Source organism: Aquabacterium sp., from assembly GCF_049274795.1.
Classification (GTDB): Bacteria; Pseudomonadota; Gammaproteobacteria; order Burkholderiales; family Burkholderiaceae_C; genus Aquabacterium.
This window is the reverse complement of sequence record NZ_JBASTH010000061.1, coordinates 1-17,836: the sequence shown is the minus strand read 5'-3', so window position 1 is coordinate 17,836 and position 17,836 is coordinate 1. Positions and strand designations below refer to the sequence as shown.

Genomic DNA, 17,836 nt, shown 5'->3' with positions numbered 1-17,836 from the left:
AGGTGGAAACCCAGGTTTCTCCCCGATTGAAGCAACCGCGATTTGATTGATCTTTGATGGACATGACGATGCACGGTTTGTGCGTCTCACCAGCGCGGATCTGGCGGGGGCATCCCAGTGCATCGACTCTCTCGTGACGATGGACCGGAGGTATGCATGGACGTGATCAGCAACTTCGCCGCCCGCTATGAGCGCACACGCGAAGAAGAGTACTCCCTCGAGGAATACCTCGAGATCTGCAAGCGCGACAAGACGGCCTTTGCCAGCGCCGCCGAGCGCATGCTGCAGGCCATCGGTGAGCCGCAGATGGTGGACACGCGCAACGATCCGCGCCTGTCGCGCATCTTCACCAACAAGGTCATCAAGATCTACCCGGCCTTCGAAGAGTTCTTCGGCATGGAAGACGCCATCGAGCAGGTGGTGAGCTACTTCCGGCACGCCGCGCAAGGCCTCGAAGAGAAGAAACAGATTCTGTACCTGCTGGGCCCCGTGGGCGGCGGCAAGTCGTCCATTGCCGAGCGCCTGAAGCTGCTGGCCGAGAAGGTGCCGTTCTACGCGATCAAGGGATCGCCCGTGAACGAATCGCCGCTGGGCCTGTTCGACCCGACGGAAGACGGCCCGATCCTGGAAAAGGAATACGGCATCCCGCGCCGTTACCTGCAGCGCATCCTCAGCCCCTGGGCCGTCAAGCGCCTCGACGAGTTCGGGGGCGACATCCGCCAGTTCCGCGTCGTCAAGCGCTATCCCAGCATCCTCAAGCAGGTCGGCATCGCCAAGACCGAGCCGGGCGACGAGAACAACCAGGACATCTCCAGCCTGGTCGGCAAGGTCGACATCCGCAAGCTCGAGACCTACGCGCAGGATGACCCGGATGCATACAGCTACTCCGGCGGCCTGTGCCTGGCCAACCAGGGCCTGCTCGAATTTGTGGAAATGTTCAAGGCGCCGATCAAGGTGCTGCACCCGCTGCTGACGGCCACCCAGGAAGGCAACTTCAAGGGCACGGAAGGCTTCGGTGCGATCCCCTTCGATGGCGTCGTGCTGGCCCATTCGAACGAGAGCGAGTGGAAGGCCTTCCGCAACAACAAGAACAACGAGGCCTTCCTCGACCGGATCTACATCGTCAAGGTGCCGTACTGCCTGCGCGCCAGCGAAGAGATCAAGATCTACGAGAAGCTGGTGCGCGGCTCGTCATTGAGCCAGGCACCGTGCGCCCCGGGCACGCTGAAGATGATGAGCCAGTTCGCCATCCTCACGCGCCTGAAGGAGCCCGAGAACTCCAGCATCTTCAGCAAGATGCAGGTCTATGACGGCGAGAACCTGAAGGACACGGACCCCAAGGCCAAGTCCATCCAGGAGTACCGTGATTACGCGGGCGTGGATGAAGGCATGAGCGGCATCTCCACGCGCTTTGCCTTCAAGATCATCTCCAAGGTGTTCAACTTCGACAGCGCCGAGGTGGCGGCCAACCCCGTGCACCTGATGTACGTGCTGGAGCAGCAGATCGAGCGCGAGCAGTTCCCGGCCGAGCTGGAGCAGAAGTACATCGCCTACATCAAGGAGATGCTGGCGCCGCGCTATGCCGAGTTCATCGGCAAGGAGATCCAGACGGCCTACCTGGAAAGCTACTCCGAGTACGGCCAGAACATCTTCGACCGCTACGTCACCTACGCCGACTACTGGATCCAGGACCAGGAATATCGGGATACCGACACCGGCGAGATCTTCGACCGCAGCTCGCTCAACGCCGAACTAGAGAAGATCGAGAAGCCGGCCGGCATCGCCAACCCGAAGGATTTCCGCAACGAGATCGTCAACTTCGTGCTGCGCGCCCGGGCCAACAACGGCGGCAAGAACCCGCTGTGGACCAGTTACGAGAAGCTGCGCACGGTGATCGAGAAGAAGATGTTCAGCAACACCGAAGAATTGTTGCCGGTCATCAGCTTCAACGCCAAGGCCAGCGCCGACGAGGTCAAGAAGCACGAGGACTTCGTCAACCGCATGGTCCAGAAGGGCTACACCGCCAAGCAGGTGCGCCTGCTGTGCGAGTGGTACCTGCGTGTGCGGAAATCGTCATGACCTGATCGGAGACCTATGCGGCAAGGTGCAGCAGAGCAGACGACAGGCCCGTTGCCGGGCCGTCCCCAGCGAGGCTGGCGCTGTGTGATGCGCGGCCCCGGGTTTGTCACGGGGGGGGAGCACACATGACGATGCAGCACATCATCGACCGGCGGCTGGCGGGCAAGAACAAGTCCATCGGCAACCGTGAGCGCTTCCTGCGCCGCTACAAGGATCAGGTGCGCGAGGCCGTGCAGCGCGCCATCAATGGCCGCAGCATCCGCGACATCGAGAAGGGCGAGGACATCACCATCCCCAAGCGGGATTTGTCCGAGCCTGTCTTCGGCCACGGCCAGGGCGGCATCCGCGACATGGTGCACCCCGGCAACCGCGAGTACGTACGCGGCGACCGCATCGAGCGGCCGCAAGGCGGCGGCGGGCAGGGCGGTGGCGGCAGCCAGGCCAGCGACGATGGTGAGGGCGAGGACGATTTCGTCTTCTCGCTGAGCAAGGAAGAGTTCATGCAGGTCTTCTTCGAAGACCTGGCCTTGCCCAACCTGGTGCGCACCGCGCTGGCCGAGGTGCCGGAGTGGAAGAGCCAGCGCGCCGGCTTCTCCAGCGACGGCACGCCCAACAACCTGCACGTGGTGCGCTCGATGCGCGGTGCCCTGGGCCGTCGGATCGCGCTGGGTGCCTCCTCACGCCATGAGATCCGCGAGCTGGAAGAGCGGCTGGCCGAGTTGCGTGGCATCACCGAATCCGGTGACGCTGCGCTGCTGCGCAAGCATGCCGAGGAGATGGAGCAGATCGAGGCCCGCCTGCAGCACCTGCGTGGCCGCATGCTGGGCATCCCCTTCCTGGACCCGATCGACCTGCGTTTCCGCAGCCGCATCAAGGTGCCGGTGCCCACCACCAAGGCCGTGATGTTCTGCGTGATGGACGTGTCCGGCTCGATGGACGAGCAGCGCAAGGAGCTGTCCAAGCGCTTCTTCATCCTGCTGTATTTGTTCCTGACGCGGCACTACGACCACATCGAGCTGGTCTTCATCCGCCACCACACGCAGGCGCAGGAGGTGACGGAGGACGAGTTCTTCCACGCCACCGAGACCGGCGGCACCGTGGTGTCCAGCGCGCTGGTGCTGCTCGATGAAGTGATCCAGGCCCGTTACCCGACCAGCGAGTGGAACCTGTACGTGGCCCAGGCCAGCGATGGCGACAACTGGCACCACGATTCCAGCCGCTGCAGCCAGATCCTGGAAGACAAGATCCTGCCGCTGGTGCGCTACTACGCCTACGTGCAGGTGGCGCAGACCGAGCAGAACCTGTGGGACGAGTACCTGGCCCTGGGCGAGCGCCACAAGCACTTCGCGATGCGCAAGGTGCTCGATGCCGCGCAGATCTACCCGGTGTTCCGTGAGCTGTTCAAGAAGGAAGGGGTGGAAGCATGAATGCGGAAACCAAGCAAAGCCACCAGTTGCCGGGCCCCTCCGACTGGACCTTCGAGCTGATCCACGATTACCACACGGTGATCCGCCAGACGGCCGAGAGCTTCAAGCTAGACACCTACCCGAACCAGCTGGAGATCATCACCGCCGAGCAGATGATGGACGCCTACGCCAGCGTGGGCATGCCGGTGAACTACCGGCACTGGTCCTACGGCAAGGAGTTCATTGCCACGGAGAAGAACTACCGCCGCGGCTACATGGGCCTGGCCTACGAGATCGTCATCAACTCCAACCCCTGCATCAGCTATCTGATGGAGGAGAACACCATGGCCATGCAGGCCCTGGTGATCGCGCATGCGGCCTACGGGCACAACAGCTTCTTCAAGGGCAACTACCTGTTCCGCATGTGGACGGATGCGGGCTCCATCATCGACTACCTGGTCTACGCCAAGAACTACGTGGCCCAGTGCGAGGAGCGCTACGGCATCGACCTGGTCGAAGAGACGCTCGATTCCTGCCACGCGCTGATGAACCATGGCGTGGACCGCTACCGCCGCCCCAGCAAGCTCTCGCTCGACAAGGAGTTGGCCCGCCGTGAAGAACGGGAGGCCTACCTGCAGCAGCAGGTCAATGACCTGTGGCGCACGCTGCCGCGCCGTGTGGATCGGCCGGAAGAAGAAGCCGTGCGCCGCTTCCCAGCCGAGCCACAAGAGAACCTGCTGTACTTCATCGAGAAACACGCCCCCCTGTTGGAGCCCTGGCAGCGCGAGATCGTGCGCATCGTGCGCAAGGTGGCGCAGTACTTTTACCCGCAGCGCCAGACCCAGGTGATGAACGAGGGCTGGGCCACCTTCTGGCACTACACCCTGCTCAACACCATGTACGAGCAGGGCCACCTGGCCGACGGGATCATGCTGGAGTGGCTGCAATCGCACACCAACGTGGTGTTCCAGCCGCCGGTGGGGCACCGCGCGTACAGCGGCCTCAACCCGTATGCGCTGGGCTTTGCGATGTACACCGATCTCAAGCGCATCTGCGAGAAGCCCACCGAGGAAGACCGCCGCTGGTTCCCGGATTTCGCAGGCTCGGCCGAAGGTGCCGCCCCGGATGACCACGCCTGGCTCAAGACCCTGGATTACGCCATGCGCAATTTCAAGGACGAGAGCTTCGTGGGACAGTTCCTGTCGCCCAAGGTGATGCGTGACTTCCGGCTCTTTGCCATCCACGATGACGAGGATGATTCCGAGCTGGAGGTGTCCGCCATCCACGACGAGGCCGGTTACCGCAACCTGCGCGAGGCCCTGTCACGCCAATACGACCTGGGCTCGCGCGAGCCCAACATCCAGGTGTGGAGCGTGAATCTGCGCGGTGATCGTTCGCTCACGCTGCGACATACCCAGCACAACAACCGCCCGTTGGCCGATGGCACCCGCGAGGTGCTCAAGCATGTGGCGCGGCTGTGGGGCTTTCCGGTGCATATGGAAAGCGTGGATCCCCAAGGCCATGTGCGCCAGCAGTGGACGGTGGTTCCTTCTGTCATGGAATGACAATCGGTTAATCAAAAGCATGCAATAAAAGCGGCCTGCGGGCCGCTTTTGCTTTTCTTGTTTCAAACGTGCATAAATTGGTTTAAGCCCTTTGTTTCAAACGGAAAACTTGCAGTGTTAGTGGGGGTTTATCACCAGATGGTGGTTACACCCTCGTCCTAAAGTCGCAATTAGAAATGACGAAAAAATGACGTCATTTCTTGTGACGGTCACATTCCACGAGATTTGCGACTGATGACACGTTTGATGGCCTTTTCAGTACTCACAGCACATCCCAGCTTGCCGTTGGACGGCACGCCCACTTTCAACCTCAAACCGATCGCTGAAGGATCCCTTCATGTCCCTTCCCCATCTTCGTTGCTTGCCATTGGCGCTTGCGGCTGCCGCAGCTTGCGTGAGTGCCCATGCGGACATTTACACGTCGGCAGATGGCAAGTTCCAGTTGTCCGGCTTTGGTACTGTCGGATTGGTCGCGACAGACAACGATGACGTGATCTTCAACTCCTTGGGGCAGGGCCGGGGCGTTCGCCAGGATCCCAGCCTGGAGGTCGACACCAAGGCGGCACTGCAGGGTGTCTACAAATTCACCCCGAGCATCTCCGCCACGGTGCAGGTGATGAGCCAGCTCAACGCCAAGGGTAACTACGATCCCAGCCTGGACTGGGGCTTCGTCAAGTGGCAGGCCACGCCGGAAGTGGCAGTTCGCATCGGTCGCATGGCTGCCCCCCTGTTCATGGTGTCGGACTTCCGTCATGTGGGCTATGCCAACCTGACGGTACGCCCGCCGCGCGACGTCTATGGACAGATCCCTTACAGCTCGGTCGATGGCGCTGACGTATCGTTGCAGCACACCTTTGGTGAAACCATCGTGACGGCCCAGCTGTGGGGGGGGCGCTCCAAGGCCAAGTATTCCACCATCCTTGCCGACGGCAGCCTGAGCACCGCCGACGTGGAAGTGGGCAAGCAGTTCGGTCTGAATCTGATCGCTGAAACGGACAACGGCATCACGGTGCGGTTCGGGCATACGCAAGGCAAGATGACCATTGAGGCTCCTACGCTCGCTCAACTGGCCGCTGGTGCAAACACAGCTGCCAATGGCTTCGCGGCGACGGCCGCGGCCCTGCCTGGCGGGGACTCGCGTCGTCCTTCGCTGCTGGCCGCCTCGGCTCAGTACGGCGCGGTACCGGGTCTGGTTCAGGTGGACAGCGTGGACGCTTCGTTCACGGGATTGGGCCTGAGCATCGACCGTGACAACTGGGTTGGCAGCGCCGAGTTCACCAAGCGTCGCACTGATTCCTACTCGGTGGACAGCACGGGCTGGTATGCCACCGTGGGCCACCGCTTCGGCAAGTTCACGCCCTATGTCGGCCTGTCGCAGCTGAAGGTGGATGGCAAGGAAAGCTCGCCCATCTCGCCGGCCGTGGCAGCCTACGTGGCCTCGGCGTCGCCTGCCGCTGCCGCGATCTCGCCCGGTGTCGACCGCCTGCTGCGCGGCCAGGACTACGGCCAGAAGACCACCACGCTTGGCGTACGCTGGGATGCCTTCAAGTCTGCTGCGCTCAAGGCGCAGTGGGATCGCATCAAGCCCGACGATGCTGCCGGCCAGTTCCAGGGTGTGCAGCCTTCCTACGACGGCAAGGCTGTGAACGTCCTGACCCTTTCGGTCGATTTCGTGTTCTGAACTCGAGCGTACCCATCTCATGAAAAGCAACATCATCCTCCGCGGCGTGGTCGCCGCAGGCCTGTTGGCCGCCTCGTCCGTGGCGTTCTCGCAGGTGGCCGTCATCGTCAACCCTCGCAGTCCGCTGGCGTCCATGACGCCCGAGCAGGTGTCGGCCATCTTCATGGGCAAGAGCACCACGCTGCCCAATGGCGCCATGGCCGCACCGGCTGATCTGCCGGAATCGAACGCCGCGCGCGATCAGTTCTACAGCAAGGCCGTGGGCAAGAGCCCTTCTCAGGTGAAAGCCACCTGGGCTCGTCTGACGTTCTCCGGAAAGGCCACGCCGCCCCGGGAAATGCCCAACGCGTCTGACGTGAAGAAGCACGTTGCGGCCAACCAGGACGCCATCGGCTACATCGAAAAGGCGGCCGTGGATTCCACGGTGAAGGTTGTGCTGCTGGTGGAGTGATCCACCTGCCACGCGCCCAGCCGGTCGCCTTACGCCAGCGATCGGCGGCGCCCCACGGTATGCCCGAAAGGGCATGCCTGTCTCGATTCCCGCTTTCCTCATCGTTGTACAGGTAAACACACATGGCTACGGACCAACTGACCATGAGCCCGGAAGGCGTCGCGGTGCCCCCCGGTGGCACAGACGGCGCGTCGCAGAGCCGTGCCGCCGCACCGGCCGCCAATCCCTTGCGCAAAATCATCATCATGGTCGGCGTGGCCATCCTGGTGTTTTTGGGTGTGACCACCCTGAGCGTGCAGAAGTCCTTCCAGAGCAGTGACCACCTGACGGCGGTGAAGGATCTCTATTTCCCGGTGTTGCAGAAGATCGAGGCGAACATCGTCCGGCTCGACAAGATGGAAGAACTGTTCATGCGCGCGGTGATGATCGGCGAGCACGACCCGCTGGATGAAGCCACCGGCTTCTTCACGCTGGCCGACAAGGATTTCGAGGAGATGGCGCGCATCTACCCCAAGCGCCAGGACGACATCCGCAAGCTGCGTGCCGAGTACAAGCAGTACCACGACGTGGCCTTTGCCACTGCCGAGGGTTTTCTCAACAAGCAGGGTGGCGACATCCAGGCCCAGACGCAGCGCATGAATGCCATGCTGGCCGCGTTGCGCGACTCGATCAAGAAGTTCCGCGAATCGAGCTATGACAACTTCGTGGAGACCCTGGCTGATTCGCAAGCCTCGGTCAAGCTCAATCTCTACATGGGCATTGCGCTGGGCGCGATGAACCTGTGCTTCATGGGCGTGCTGGTGTTTTTCATCCGAAACAACGTCCGCATGATGGCCGTGATCGAGGAGCAGAACGCCACGCTGGAAAAGCGCGTCGCCGAACGCACGGCCCAACTGCGCCAGAAGACCAACGATATCCAGGCCATGCTGCAGAACATGCCGCAAGGCGTGCTGACGGTGTTGCCCGGTGGTGCCATCCACCCCGAGTACTCGGCCTACATGGAAACCATATTCGGCACCAGCGAGATCGCGGGGCGCGGCGTGATGGACCTGGTCTTCACCGGCACGAGCCTGGGTTCGAACGACCTCTCGCAGGTGGACGCGGCCCTGGCCTCCTGCATCGGCGAAGATCTGATGAACTTCGAATTCAATGCCCACCTGCTGGTGGCCGAGTTCGACAAGACCCTGGCCGATGGCACCGTCAAGAGCCTGGAGCTGAGCTGGTCGCCGATCGCCGGCGACAACGATGTGGTCGAGAAGCTGATGCTGTGCGTTCGCGATGTGACCGAGCTCAAGCGTCTGGCCAGCGAGGCTGGTGCGCAAAAGCGCGAACTGGAGATCATCGGCCAGATCCTGAAAGTGAGCCAGGAGAAGTTCCAGGACTTCATCGAGAGCGCCTGCAGTTTCGTGACAGAGAACGAGGATCTGATCAGGAAGGCCTCAGGCAAGGACGCCGACACCATCGGCCTGCTGTTCCGCAACATGCACACGATCAAGGGCAATGCGCGCACCTACGGGCTGCTGCACATGACCAACGCCGTGCACGAGACCGAGCAGGAGTACGACGACCTGCGCAAGGACGCCGACAAGGCCTGGGAGCCCGAGCAACTGCTGGCCCGCCTGACTGAGGTGCGCGCCCTGGTGGACGAGTACCACAAGATCAACGACCACACCCTGGGCCGCAAGGGCCCCGGCCGCCGTGGCAGCGTCGAGCGCTTCTTGATGGTTGAGACGGACCAGGTGAGCCGTGCACTGTCGCTGATCAAGCAGGTCGAATCGGCCGACGAGCAGGGCATGCGCCAGGCGCTGGCCGAGGTGACCCGCACGCTGGGCCTCCTCGGGACGGAGAAGATCGAAAGCGTGCTGAGCGGCATCGTGGAATCGCTGCCCTCGCTGGCGGCCGAACTGGGCAAGGAGGCCCCGGTCGTGACCGTGGCCGACCAGGGCATCGCCGTGCGCACCCAGGCGTCCGGTCTGCTCAAGAACGTGTTCACCCACCTGCTGCGCAACTCGATGGATCACGGACTGGAAACTGCCGCTGCACGGCAGGCCGCGGGCAAGAGTGCCGCAGGGTATATCAATCTCGATGTGTCACTGCGGGATGGCCAACTGCGCTTCACGCTGCGTGACGATGGCAAGGGCTTGGCTGTCGGCCGCATCCGCCAGAAGGCGCTGGACAACGGCCTGATCACGGAAACCGAAGTGATGGCACCGCAGGACGTGGCTCAGTTGATCTTCGCCTCGGGCTTCTCGACGGCCGAGCAGGTGACCGAGGTGTCCGGCCGTGGCGTCGGCATGGATGCCGTGCGCGGCTTCCTCAACAAGGAGGGCGGCGACATCGCCATCCGATTCACCACCGCCGACGAAGGTGCCGAGCTTCGCCCCTTCGAGCTGGTGATCACGTTGCCTGAGAAATTCGCTGTACAGGGGTGAGCATGCTGGTCAATATCGTTGTGTTCCTGCTGGGTGGTGCCGTTGGCGGGCTGGCATGCTGGTTCGTTCAGCGCCGCGCCCTGGCCCGTCGTGGCGAGCTAGTCCCGCTGACCGAGGCCCAGGCGCGAGAGGCCGAACTTGAAGCAGGCATTGACGTGCTGCACGGCGAACTGGCGCGGTGCAAGCGCCAGCTCGATGAGCAGCAGGTCAGCTCACAGGGTGAGCTTGGCGAGATGCGACGCGAGCTGAGCGACCAGTTGCAGGCCTTGCGCCAGGCCGCCAGCAGCGGCAAGGACGGTGCCTTGGTCAACTGCAACCAGTTGGCCGATTCGGTTGAGAAGTTGTTGGGCCTGATCAAGACATTCGAGCGCTGGCATGCGGACATGAACTCCCTGTTGATCCACAACCGCGAGATGCACGAGCGCAACGACGAGTTCGCCGCGATCGTGCGCCAGGTGGTGATCGTGGCACTCAACGCCTCCATCGAGGCGGCGCGCGCAGGTGAGCAGGGGCGTGGTTTCGCGGTGGTCGCCAACGAGGTGCGCGAGCTGGCCAATCGCGCGCAGGCCTTGTCCAACGAATACCGCGCCAATCTGTACAAGAACGACCTGATCACCACCACCACCTTCCAGGATCTGCAAGCCGGCGGCAAGATGATCATCGGTGCGGTGACCGAGGTCCAGATGATCAACAGCAAGACCCAGGAAGCGCTGAGCGCTGAAACCTACTGAGGCGCTCGCCCATGATCAGCTCACAGGCCAAAGCCGCGTTCGACCATATCGTGGTCGAGTCTCTGAAGAGTGCGCTGAGCGCACCGGATGCGTCACCTTGCGTCGTCACGGCGATCGAGGACACCAAGCAGATCACCGAGAAGAAGGTGGTGTTGCTGACGGTGTCGTCCTACGTGTTCAAGGTGGTCACGATGGTGTATTTCACCCTCAACGACCCGACGCGCCAGCACTTCGCGACCATCAACCGCACGGAGGTGGACGGCATGCAGGATGCCGACTTCCTCGATGTGATCTGCGAGTGCGGCAACATCTTCTGCGGTGCGCTCAACCGCGAGCTCGCACTGCACTACCCCCATCTGGGCATGTCCACGCCGAACGTGCTGGACCGGCCCAGCGTGGACTACCTCGGCACCTTGAAGCCTGGCTATGTCAAGCACTTCAAGGTGGAGGTGAACGACAGGTTGACCATGCATGCCAGCCTGTGTGTCTGCGACTTCGCCACGATCGATTTCACGGTCGACACCACCAAGGTGGAAGAAAGCCACGGCGAGCTCGAGCTGTTCTGAATCGGCGCGACTCCCTCTCATCCTTTTGAGGAAACACAATCATGGTTGACAAGGCCGAACTGGTCAGCAAGGTGCTCATCCTGGAGGACTCCCAGGAGTGTGCACAGACGATCAAGAGCTTCTGCGATGCGAACCGTCTGATCGGCGTGAAGGCGCAGTCAGAACACGTGATGGGCGTGCTCAAGTCCAACGTGGACCTGGGTGGCATCTTCCTGTCGCACTCCTTCGGCGATGGCGGTGCCGAGCCGATGGCACTGGTGCGGCAGATCCGGCAGGTGCGCCCCGAGCTGCCCATCTTCCTGCGCTGTGCCGCCGATGCGCCGCAACTGGCCGAGACGGACCACAGCCTGTTCAGCCAGGCCTACACCATCGAGGACATCGAGAGGCTCGTGCCGGTGATCGAGGAGACGATCTTCAGCCTGGTGTATCCCAATGCCCTGGTGCGCGGCATCACCGAGATCACGCGCACTGCACTGGAAAGCCAGTTCAAGGACATGGACGTGTCCTCAGATGCGCCGTACATCGTGCGGGACCGCATCATCTATGGCGAGCTGTTCACGCTGATCCCGCTGGAAAGTAACTGGTGCCGCGGCTACATGATGCTGCAGACCGAGGAACGTCCGCTGATGAGTGCGGTCGAGAACGACAAGACGCACATCATCTCGTCTGCCGTGGACTTCCGCGACATCAACCACGTGCTCGGCGAGGTGACAAATTTGGTCTGGGGCGCTTTCAAGAACCGCTTCATCTCGCACGAGGCGCCGAGCGGCCAGCTCTCGCAGGTGCCCATCATCGTCAACCACCTGCACCGCTATATCTCTTTCGGCTCCGAGGATCCCCAATTGTGCTTCAAGCACACCTTGACCGACAGGAGCGGTGCAGTTGCACCCCTCGTCATCTATCAGCGCTTCGTGTTCAACCTGAACTGGTCGCCGGACAAGTTCAAGGAAAACGAGGCGCTGGTCGAAGACCTCTTCGAATCGGGCGAGCTCGAACTCTTCTGAAACCCATCAAACCCTGCAAGGTAGACAACACCATGGCACAAGTCCTCGTGGTCGACGATTCGGCCGCCGTCCGCAATGAAGTCAGCGATTTCCTGAAGAAGAACGGTCTGGATGTCATCACGGCCGTCGATGGCCGTGATGGCCTGACCAAGCTCAAGGGCGATCCAGGCGTCAAGTTGATCGTCAGCGACGTCAACATGCCCAACATGGATGGCCTGACGATGGCCGAGAAGATCCGCAGTGAGCTGGCCAACAACTCGGTCAATATCGTGATGCTCACCACCGAGAACACGCCCATCATGAAGGAGCGCGGCAAGGCTGCCGGCATCAAGGGCTGGATCGTCAAGCCTTTCAAGGGCGACGCGGTCATCGCCACGTTCAAGAAGCTGGCGGGCGTCTGAGGCTGCCTTGGCGGCGTGAGCCACCGTTCCAGGGGCCCGCTTTGGCGGGGCCCCTGCGAGTGTTTGTGGCTCGCCTCAGCGTGCCAGGCCGTACAGTCCTGGACGATCCAGGCGAACCAGCACGTTGCTGCGCGCCACAGTGGCCGCGACCTTGAACTCGGGCCGGGCGGTATCGCGGGGGATGGGGTGCACGTAGACGCGCCCGTCACTACTAACCAGGCTGCATACGTGTGGCGTATTGGCGGCCTCGCCTGAGCGCACCACCACGGCGGTTTCTCCGTTGCCAAGTTTGACGAAGCTGCCCGGGGGGTAGATGCCCATTTCCTTGACGATGGCGGCCGCGTACAGGTTGTTCGCTCCGCCGGCCGACAGGAACATCTCGCGGGCGGCCGCGTTGGGCGGCATGGCCGACCGTGACACGCGGGAGCTCAGTTTGGCCAGATAGACGTCCACGTAATGGATCAGGCAGGCCAGTTCGCCGGCCTTGCGCACATCAGCGGGCAGGGGCTTGCCGCCATCGGTCACATGATGGAACTCCACGGCCCGCAGCCAGGTGTCATCGGTGACGCCCGCCTTTTCCAGCATCTCGCGGCTCCGTCTGGCGTGCTGCCGGATCTCCTGGCGTTGGCCGGGGCTGAGCGGCGTGGCCTGGACCGCCAGGGCGTTCTGCAACTCGATCATGGCCACGTTCATGGTCAGCGATGCGTTGATCAGCGCAGCACGATCGCTTTCGCTCCATCCCAGTCTGGCCGCCACCAGCGTGGCGATGCAGGCCGTCTGCAAGGAATGCGTGACGGCGTAGTTGGGCGAATCGTTGTGGACCATCTCAAATTTGCCGATGTCCACGTTGTGCCCGATGGCGCCGACGATGTCGTGGCCGATGCCTGCCACCTCGGTGGCGAATTCGCCGCCTTCCGTGCAACTGCGCAAAACAGCGCCCACCCGACGCTGAATACCCGCCCACACGCTGAAGGGGTCGAAAACGGCCGCCTGATCCTGCATTTGCCGGCGGTTTTCTCTTTCATATTCCTCAGCGTCTACATAGACGCCGCGTTCGAGCAGGGTCTCGATCTGGCTCTGTTCTGTAGGGACAAAACCCTTGTTCAGCAGCAATTGGCCCGGCTCATTGCGGACCCCCCAAGGCAGAGGGTGGTTCAGGCGAATCTCGTGGGCACACAGCCGAAGCAACTTCATGAAGCCCTTCAGAAAATGAATGGAATATGAGTAATTAAGACATGCTTAAACGAACGTTTACGGACGGGATAACCCCTCAAAATGATCAAAGTGATATGACGGGGTGTGAGAAAAGCACGTAATTCAAGTGCAGTAATTGAATTGTTCTGAAGGGGTCTTTAATTTATTTAATTAATTTGATATTTAATGTTTTTCGGGAAAATTTAAACAAATATCATTCGTAAAAAGCGTGATGTGATTCACGGTGCCGTGCGAGGGGGCCGGCAACGGGGGGGCGGTGGGGCGCGAAATGACGGGTGGAGGCCCGGTTTATCGGGCTAAAGAATTTCCGACCGTGGCCAAGAATCCGAGCCTAGGACGCAGTACTACGCTCGCACGCCATGGCCGATCAGGACAATCAGGACAAGCAGTTACCCGCCTCGGAGCAGAAGCTCAAGAAAGCCCGGGAAGAGGGCCAGATCGTCCGTTCCCGTGACCTGAGCCATTTCCTGGTGATCCTGTCCGCCACCATGGTGCTGGTGTTCCTGGCCCCCTGGTGGATGGAGCGCCTGAGCGCGCTGATGAGCGCGGGCTTTCGCTTCGATGCCCGCACCGTGGCCACCCCGGGCCTGATGCTTGAACGCCTGGGCGTATGGAGCAGCACGGCGATGGTGCTGGTTGTGCCCCTGGGCCTGGGCATTGCCCTGGCGGCTGCCGCGTCCAGCGTGATCGCCGGCGGCTGGGTGATGAGCTTCAAGATCATCACGCCCAAGTTCTCCAAGCTGAACCCGCTCACGGGCATCGGCAATGTGTTCTCCAAGCAGCAGATGGTTGATGCGCTCAAGGCCAGTGCCCTGGCGCTGATCCTGGGGGCCGTGGGCGGCACGCTGCTGTGGAACAACTGGCCCGATCTGGTCCACCTGCTGGCCCAGCCCCTGCCGACCGCCCTGGCCGACATGGGCTCGACCTTCCGCCACGTGCTGATGACGATGCTGATCGTGCTGGCGGGCTTCGCCCTCATCGACTGGCCCCTGCAGCGCTTCATGTTCATGAACCGCATGAAGATGAGCCACCAGGAAATGAAGGACGAGTACAAGCAGCAGGAAGGCAACATGGAGGTCAAGGGCCGCATCAAGCAGCGCATGCGCGAGATGGCCAAGAAGCGCATGCTTGCCGCGGTGCCCCAGGCCGACCTTGTCGTGATGAATCCGACCCACTACGCCGTGGCCCTGAAGTACGACGACGCCACCATGAACGCCCCGCGCGTGATCGCCAAGGGCCTGGACGTGCTGGCCATGAAGATCCGCGACGTGGCCGCCGAGAGCAAGGTGCCCGTGCTGGAAGCCCCTCCGCTGGCCCGCGCGCTGTACGTGCACTGTGAAGTCGATCACGAAGTGCCCATGGCCCTGTACAGCGCCGTGGCGCAGGTGCTGGCCTATGTGTACCAGCTCAAGGCCGCACTGGCCGGCCATGCCCCGCTGCCGGGCATGCCCGACCTGGAGGTGCCGCGCGACATGGATCCCAAGGAAAACCCGATGGCTGGACGCCGCCGCCCCGCGGCTGCCGCCGAGGAGTCTGACGAATGAACGAGTGGCTGAACCGTCTGCGCGCCATGTCCGGGCGCGACGCCAAGGTGATCCAGGGCCTGGCGGCACCCATCGTGGTGCTGATGATCCTGGTGATGATGGTGCTGCCGCTGCCGCCGCTGGTGCTGGACATCTTCTTCACCTTCAACATCGCCATGGCGCTGATGGTGATGATGGTGGCGGCCACCATGCTGCGCCCCCTGGATTTCGCGGCCTTCCCGGCGGTGCTGCTGCTGACCACGCTGCTGCGCCTGTCGCTGAACGTGGCCTCCACCCGCGTGGTGCTGATGCACGGCCATACGGGCACGGGTGCCGCTGGCCAGGTGATCGAATCCTTCGGCCACGTGCTGATTGGCGGCAACTTCGCCGTCGGCCTGATCGTGTTCGCCATCCTGGTGATCATCAACTTCGTGGTGATCACGAAGGGCGCCGAGCGGATCGCCGAAGTCAGTGCCCGCTTCACCCTGGACGCCATGCCCGGCAAGCAGATGGCGATCGACGCCGACCTGAGCGCCGGCCTGATCGACGAGAAGGAGGCCAAGAAGCGCCGCCGTGAGGTGGGTGAAGAGGCCGAGTTCCATGGCTCCATGGACGGTGCCTCCAAGTTCGTGCGTGGCGATGCCATCGCCGGCATCCTGATCCTGTTCATCAACATCATCGGCGGCTTCATCATCGGCGTGACCCAGCACGGGCTGTCGGCGGGCGATGCGGCCAGCACCTACATCCTGCTGGCCGTCGGTGACGCGCTGGTGGCCCAGATCCCCTCGCTGCTGATCTCGGTGGCCTCGGCCATGGTGGTGTCGCGCGTCGGCAAGGACGAGGACGTCGGCGCCATGATCGCCGGCCAGATGTTCAAGAACCCCAAGGTCATGGGCGTGGCGGCCGGTGTGGTCGGCCTGCTGGGCATCATCCCGGGCATGCCCTTGCTGATTTTCGGCCCGATCGCCGGCGGCATGGGCTGGTGGGCCTGGAAGATGAACCAGAAGCAGCAGGCGGCCCTCAAGGCCCCCAAGCCGGTGGAAAAACCCGCCGAGGCGGCGGCCAACCCCAACGGCGAGGCCACCTGGGACGATCTGCAGCCCGTGGACACCCTGGGCCTGGAAGTGGGCTACCGCCTGATCCAACTGGTCGACAAGGACCGCGGCGGCGACCTGCTCAACCGGATCAAGGGCGTTCGGCGCAAGTTCGCGCAGGAAGTGGGCTTTTTGCCGCCGTCCGTCCACATCAAGGACAACCTGGAGCTGCGCCCCAGCGTCTACCGCATCACCCTGCGCGGCGCCGTGGTGGGCGAGGGCGAGGTCTTCCCCGGCATGCTGATGGCCATCAACCCCGGGCATGTGACCAATGCACTGCCTGGCACGGCGGCCACCGATCCGGCCTTCGGGCTGCCGGCGGTGTGGGTCGAAGACCGGCAGCGGGAAGCGGCGCAAATGGCGGGGTACACGGTCGTTGATCCCTCGACCGTCGTGGCCACGCATCTCTCACACTTGATGCAAATGCAAGCGGCCAAGCTGCTGGGTCGAGTCGAGACCCAACAACTGGTCGAACATGTGACGAAACTGGCTCCCAAACTGATCGAAGACGTGGTTCCCAAAATGGTTGGCATCGCAACGCTCCAGAAAGTGCTCCAGCTCCTGCTGGACGAGGGCGTTCACATCCGCGACATGCGCTCGATCATCGAGACGCTGGCGGAGCAGGTGTCCCTGTCGCCGGGCATCGCCAACGACGCCATCGAGCTGGGCCGCCGCATCCGTGTCGGGCTGGCCCCGGCCATCGTCCAGCAGATCTATGGCCCCGTCCGCGAACTGGACGTCATCGCCATCGAACCTGATCTGGAGCGCCTGCTGACCCAGGCACTCACTTCCCCGAATGGTCCCATGCTCGATCCGGGCGTGGCCGATCACCTGACACGGCAGGCCGCGGATGCCTCGCAGCGTCAGGAGAACCTGGGCCACCCGGCCTGCCTGCTCGTCCCGGACGTGATCCGTCCGTCGGTGGCCCGCTTGCTCAAGCGTGCCGCGCCCCGCCTGAAAGTGCTGGGGCACAGCGAGATTCCTGAAACCCACTCCATCCGCATCGGCACCTTGATTGGAGGCCACGCATGAACGTCAAACGCTTTACTGGACGCACCTCACGCGAGGCCATGCAGAAGGTTCGCCAAGTCTTTGGTGACGAAGCTGTTGTGCTGTCGACCAAGCCGGCGGCCGAGGGTGGCGTGGAGATCATGGCGATGGGCGCTGACGGCATGGCCGCCATCGACCGTCTGGAAGCCGAGCACCACGAGCCGCAACAGCAGCCCGTGGCACAACAGGCCCCGAAGGCCGCTGCCGCCAAGCCGGCCGCAGCCCGTGGTCTGGCCGCCCGTGCCGAGCCGGAAGCCGCCGAGAAGGGCGCCCGTGGCTCGATGGCCTCGCTGGCCAGTTCCGTGCAGGACGACGTGCGCCAGCTGGCCATGAGCACCCTGTCGTTCCAGGAATATGTGCGTGAGCGCATGCTCAAGCGCCGCCAGGCCGCCCTGAAGGCCCGCATGGAGCCGGAACTGGCCCAGTCGCCCGAAGAGCAACTGGCCCAGCGCGTGGCCCCGGCCATGCCCCGCGCCGCCGACATCCTGCCGGCCATCAACCTGCCCGAATCCGACCTGGACTTGTCCGGCCCCTCGCTGCGTCTGGTGAAGAACCAGCGCGAAGAGCAGGCCCTGCAGGCCGCCCGCGAATCCCTGGTGGCCACGCGCCCCGCTGCGCCCGTGGCCCAGCCCCAGCCG

At 62.8% G+C, this 17,836-nt stretch carries 14 protein-coding genes and 1 pseudogene; 14 read left to right on the top strand and 1 reads right to left on the bottom strand.

All coding sequences use genetic code 11. From position 1 onward, the window contains the following. Positions 1 to 156: 156 nt before the first annotated feature. The 10 genes from WAQ08_RS09255 to WAQ08_RS09210 all read left to right on the top strand — a co-directional run bounded on the left by WAQ08_RS09255 (position 157) and on the right by WAQ08_RS09210 (position 12,316). Positions 157 to 2,079, top strand: a complete 1,923-nt coding sequence (locus tag WAQ08_RS09255) for a PrkA family serine protein kinase (RefSeq protein ID WP_422191183.1) — start codon at positions 157 to 159, stop codon at positions 2,077 to 2,079. A gap of 131 nt (positions 2,080 to 2,210) precedes the next feature. Then, on the top strand, positions 2,211 to 3,506 hold the full coding sequence (locus tag WAQ08_RS09250) for a YeaH/YhbH family protein (protein WP_422191213.1): 1,296 nt from the start codon (positions 2,211 to 2,213) through the stop codon (positions 3,504 to 3,506). Beyond that, the gene (locus WAQ08_RS09245) at positions 3,503 to 5,050 is read left to right on the top strand and encodes a SpoVR family protein (RefSeq protein WP_422191181.1); all 1,548 of its coding nucleotides are present in this window, start codon (positions 3,503 to 3,505) and stop codon (positions 5,048 to 5,050) included. The genes WAQ08_RS09250 and WAQ08_RS09245 overlap by 4 nt, the downstream gene beginning before the upstream one ends. A 490-nt stretch (positions 5,051 to 5,540) precedes the next feature. Further along, the gene (locus WAQ08_RS09240; protein WP_422191179.1) at positions 5,541 to 6,731 is read left to right on the top strand and encodes a hypothetical protein; all 1,191 of its coding nucleotides are present in this window, start codon (positions 5,541 to 5,543) and stop codon (positions 6,729 to 6,731) included. A gap of 19 nt (positions 6,732 to 6,750) precedes the next feature. Then, entirely contained in the window at positions 6,751 to 7,182 is a 432-nt protein-coding gene (locus WAQ08_RS09235) for a hypothetical protein (RefSeq protein ID WP_422191177.1), read from the top strand. Between the two features lie 122 nt (positions 7,183 to 7,304). After that, on the top strand, positions 7,305 to 9,614 hold the full coding sequence (locus WAQ08_RS09230; protein ID WP_422191175.1) for an ATP-binding protein: 2,310 nt from the start codon (positions 7,305 to 7,307) through the stop codon (positions 9,612 to 9,614). 5 nt (positions 9,615 to 9,619) lie between these two features. Next, complete coding sequence (locus WAQ08_RS09225; protein WP_422191211.1) at positions 9,620 to 10,345, top strand: methyl-accepting chemotaxis protein; 726 nt, start codon at positions 9,620 to 9,622, stop codon at positions 10,343 to 10,345. Positions 10,346 to 10,356: 11 nt separating this feature from the next. Next, on the top strand, positions 10,357 to 10,911 hold the full coding sequence (locus WAQ08_RS09220; protein WP_422191173.1) for a hypothetical protein: 555 nt from the start codon (positions 10,357 to 10,359) through the stop codon (positions 10,909 to 10,911). Between the two features lie 41 nt (positions 10,912 to 10,952). Next, entirely contained in the window at positions 10,953 to 11,915 is a 963-nt protein-coding gene (locus tag WAQ08_RS09215; protein WP_422191171.1) for a chemotaxis protein CheX, read from the top strand. Positions 11,916 to 11,947: 32 nt separating this feature from the next. Continuing rightward, a complete protein-coding gene (locus tag WAQ08_RS09210) occupies positions 11,948 to 12,316 on the top strand; it encodes a response regulator (RefSeq protein ID WP_422191169.1) in 369 nt (122 codons plus the stop codon). A 75-nt stretch (positions 12,317 to 12,391) separates the two neighbouring features. Here the strand turns inward: WAQ08_RS09210 and WAQ08_RS09205 are convergent, their stop codons facing one another. Further along, complete coding sequence (locus WAQ08_RS09205) at positions 12,392 to 13,141, bottom strand: HD-GYP domain-containing protein (RefSeq protein ID WP_422191167.1); 750 nt, start codon at positions 13,139 to 13,141, stop codon at positions 12,392 to 12,394. On the opposite strand from WAQ08_RS09205, the gene WAQ08_RS09200 reads away from it, so the two are divergent. The 4 genes and pseudogenes from WAQ08_RS09200 to WAQ08_RS09185 all read left to right on the top strand — a co-directional run. Further along, positions 13,133 to 13,540 carry a hypothetical protein gene (locus WAQ08_RS09200; RefSeq protein ID WP_422191165.1) on the top strand — a complete coding sequence of 136 codons (408 nt, stop codon included), beginning with the start codon at positions 13,133 to 13,135 and terminating at the stop codon, positions 13,538 to 13,540. The genes WAQ08_RS09205 and WAQ08_RS09200 overlap by 9 nt on opposite strands. Before the next feature lie 350 nt (positions 13,541 to 13,890). After that, complete coding sequence (flhB, locus tag WAQ08_RS09195; RefSeq protein ID WP_422191163.1) at positions 13,891 to 15,075, top strand: flagellar biosynthesis protein FlhB; 1,185 nt, start codon at positions 13,891 to 13,893, stop codon at positions 15,073 to 15,075. Then, positions 15,072 to 17,180 carry a flagellar biosynthesis protein FlhA gene (flhA, locus tag WAQ08_RS09190; protein ID WP_422191161.1) on the top strand — a complete coding sequence of 703 codons (2,109 nt, stop codon included), beginning with the start codon at positions 15,072 to 15,074 and terminating at the stop codon, positions 17,178 to 17,180. The genes flhB and flhA overlap by 4 nt, the downstream gene beginning before the upstream one ends. After that, a pseudogene (locus WAQ08_RS09185) lies at positions 17,177 to 17,836 on the top strand (flagellar biosynthesis protein FlhF); the annotation flags it as partial. The gene flhA and the pseudogene WAQ08_RS09185, both read left to right, overlap by 4 nt.

What these genes read in the sequence shown, in the direction of transcription:
- WAQ08_RS09255 (WP_422191183.1), top strand. Translation starts at nt 157, where the DNA reads ATGGACGTGATCAGCAACTTCGCCGCCCGCTATGAGCGCACACGCGAA.
- WAQ08_RS09250 (WP_422191213.1), top strand. Translation starts at nt 2,211, where the DNA reads ATGCAGCACATCATCGACCGGCGGCTGGCGGGCAAGAACAAGTCCATC.
- WAQ08_RS09245 (WP_422191181.1), top strand. Translation starts at nt 3,503, where the DNA reads ATGAATGCGGAAACCAAGCAAAGCCACCAGTTGCCGGGCCCCTCCGAC.
- WAQ08_RS09235 (WP_422191177.1), top strand. Translation starts at nt 6,751, where the DNA reads ATGAAAAGCAACATCATCCTCCGCGGCGTGGTCGCCGCAGGCCTGTTG.
- WAQ08_RS09230 (WP_422191175.1), top strand. Translation starts at nt 7,305, where the DNA reads ATGGCTACGGACCAACTGACCATGAGCCCGGAAGGCGTCGCGGTGCCC.
- WAQ08_RS09220 (WP_422191173.1), top strand. Translation starts at nt 10,357, where the DNA reads ATGATCAGCTCACAGGCCAAAGCCGCGTTCGACCATATCGTGGTCGAG.
- WAQ08_RS09215 (WP_422191171.1), top strand. Translation starts at nt 10,953, where the DNA reads ATGGTTGACAAGGCCGAACTGGTCAGCAAGGTGCTCATCCTGGAGGAC.
- WAQ08_RS09210 (WP_422191169.1), top strand. Translation starts at nt 11,948, where the DNA reads ATGGCACAAGTCCTCGTGGTCGACGATTCGGCCGCCGTCCGCAATGAA.
- WAQ08_RS09205 (WP_422191167.1), bottom strand. Translation starts at nt 13,141, where the DNA reads ATGGTCCACAACGATTCGCCCAACTACGCCGTCACGCATTCCTTGCAG.
- flhB (WP_422191163.1), top strand. Translation starts at nt 13,891, where the DNA reads ATGGCCGATCAGGACAATCAGGACAAGCAGTTACCCGCCTCGGAGCAG.
- flhA (WP_422191161.1), top strand. Translation starts at nt 15,072, where the DNA reads ATGAACGAGTGGCTGAACCGTCTGCGCGCCATGTCCGGGCGCGACGCC.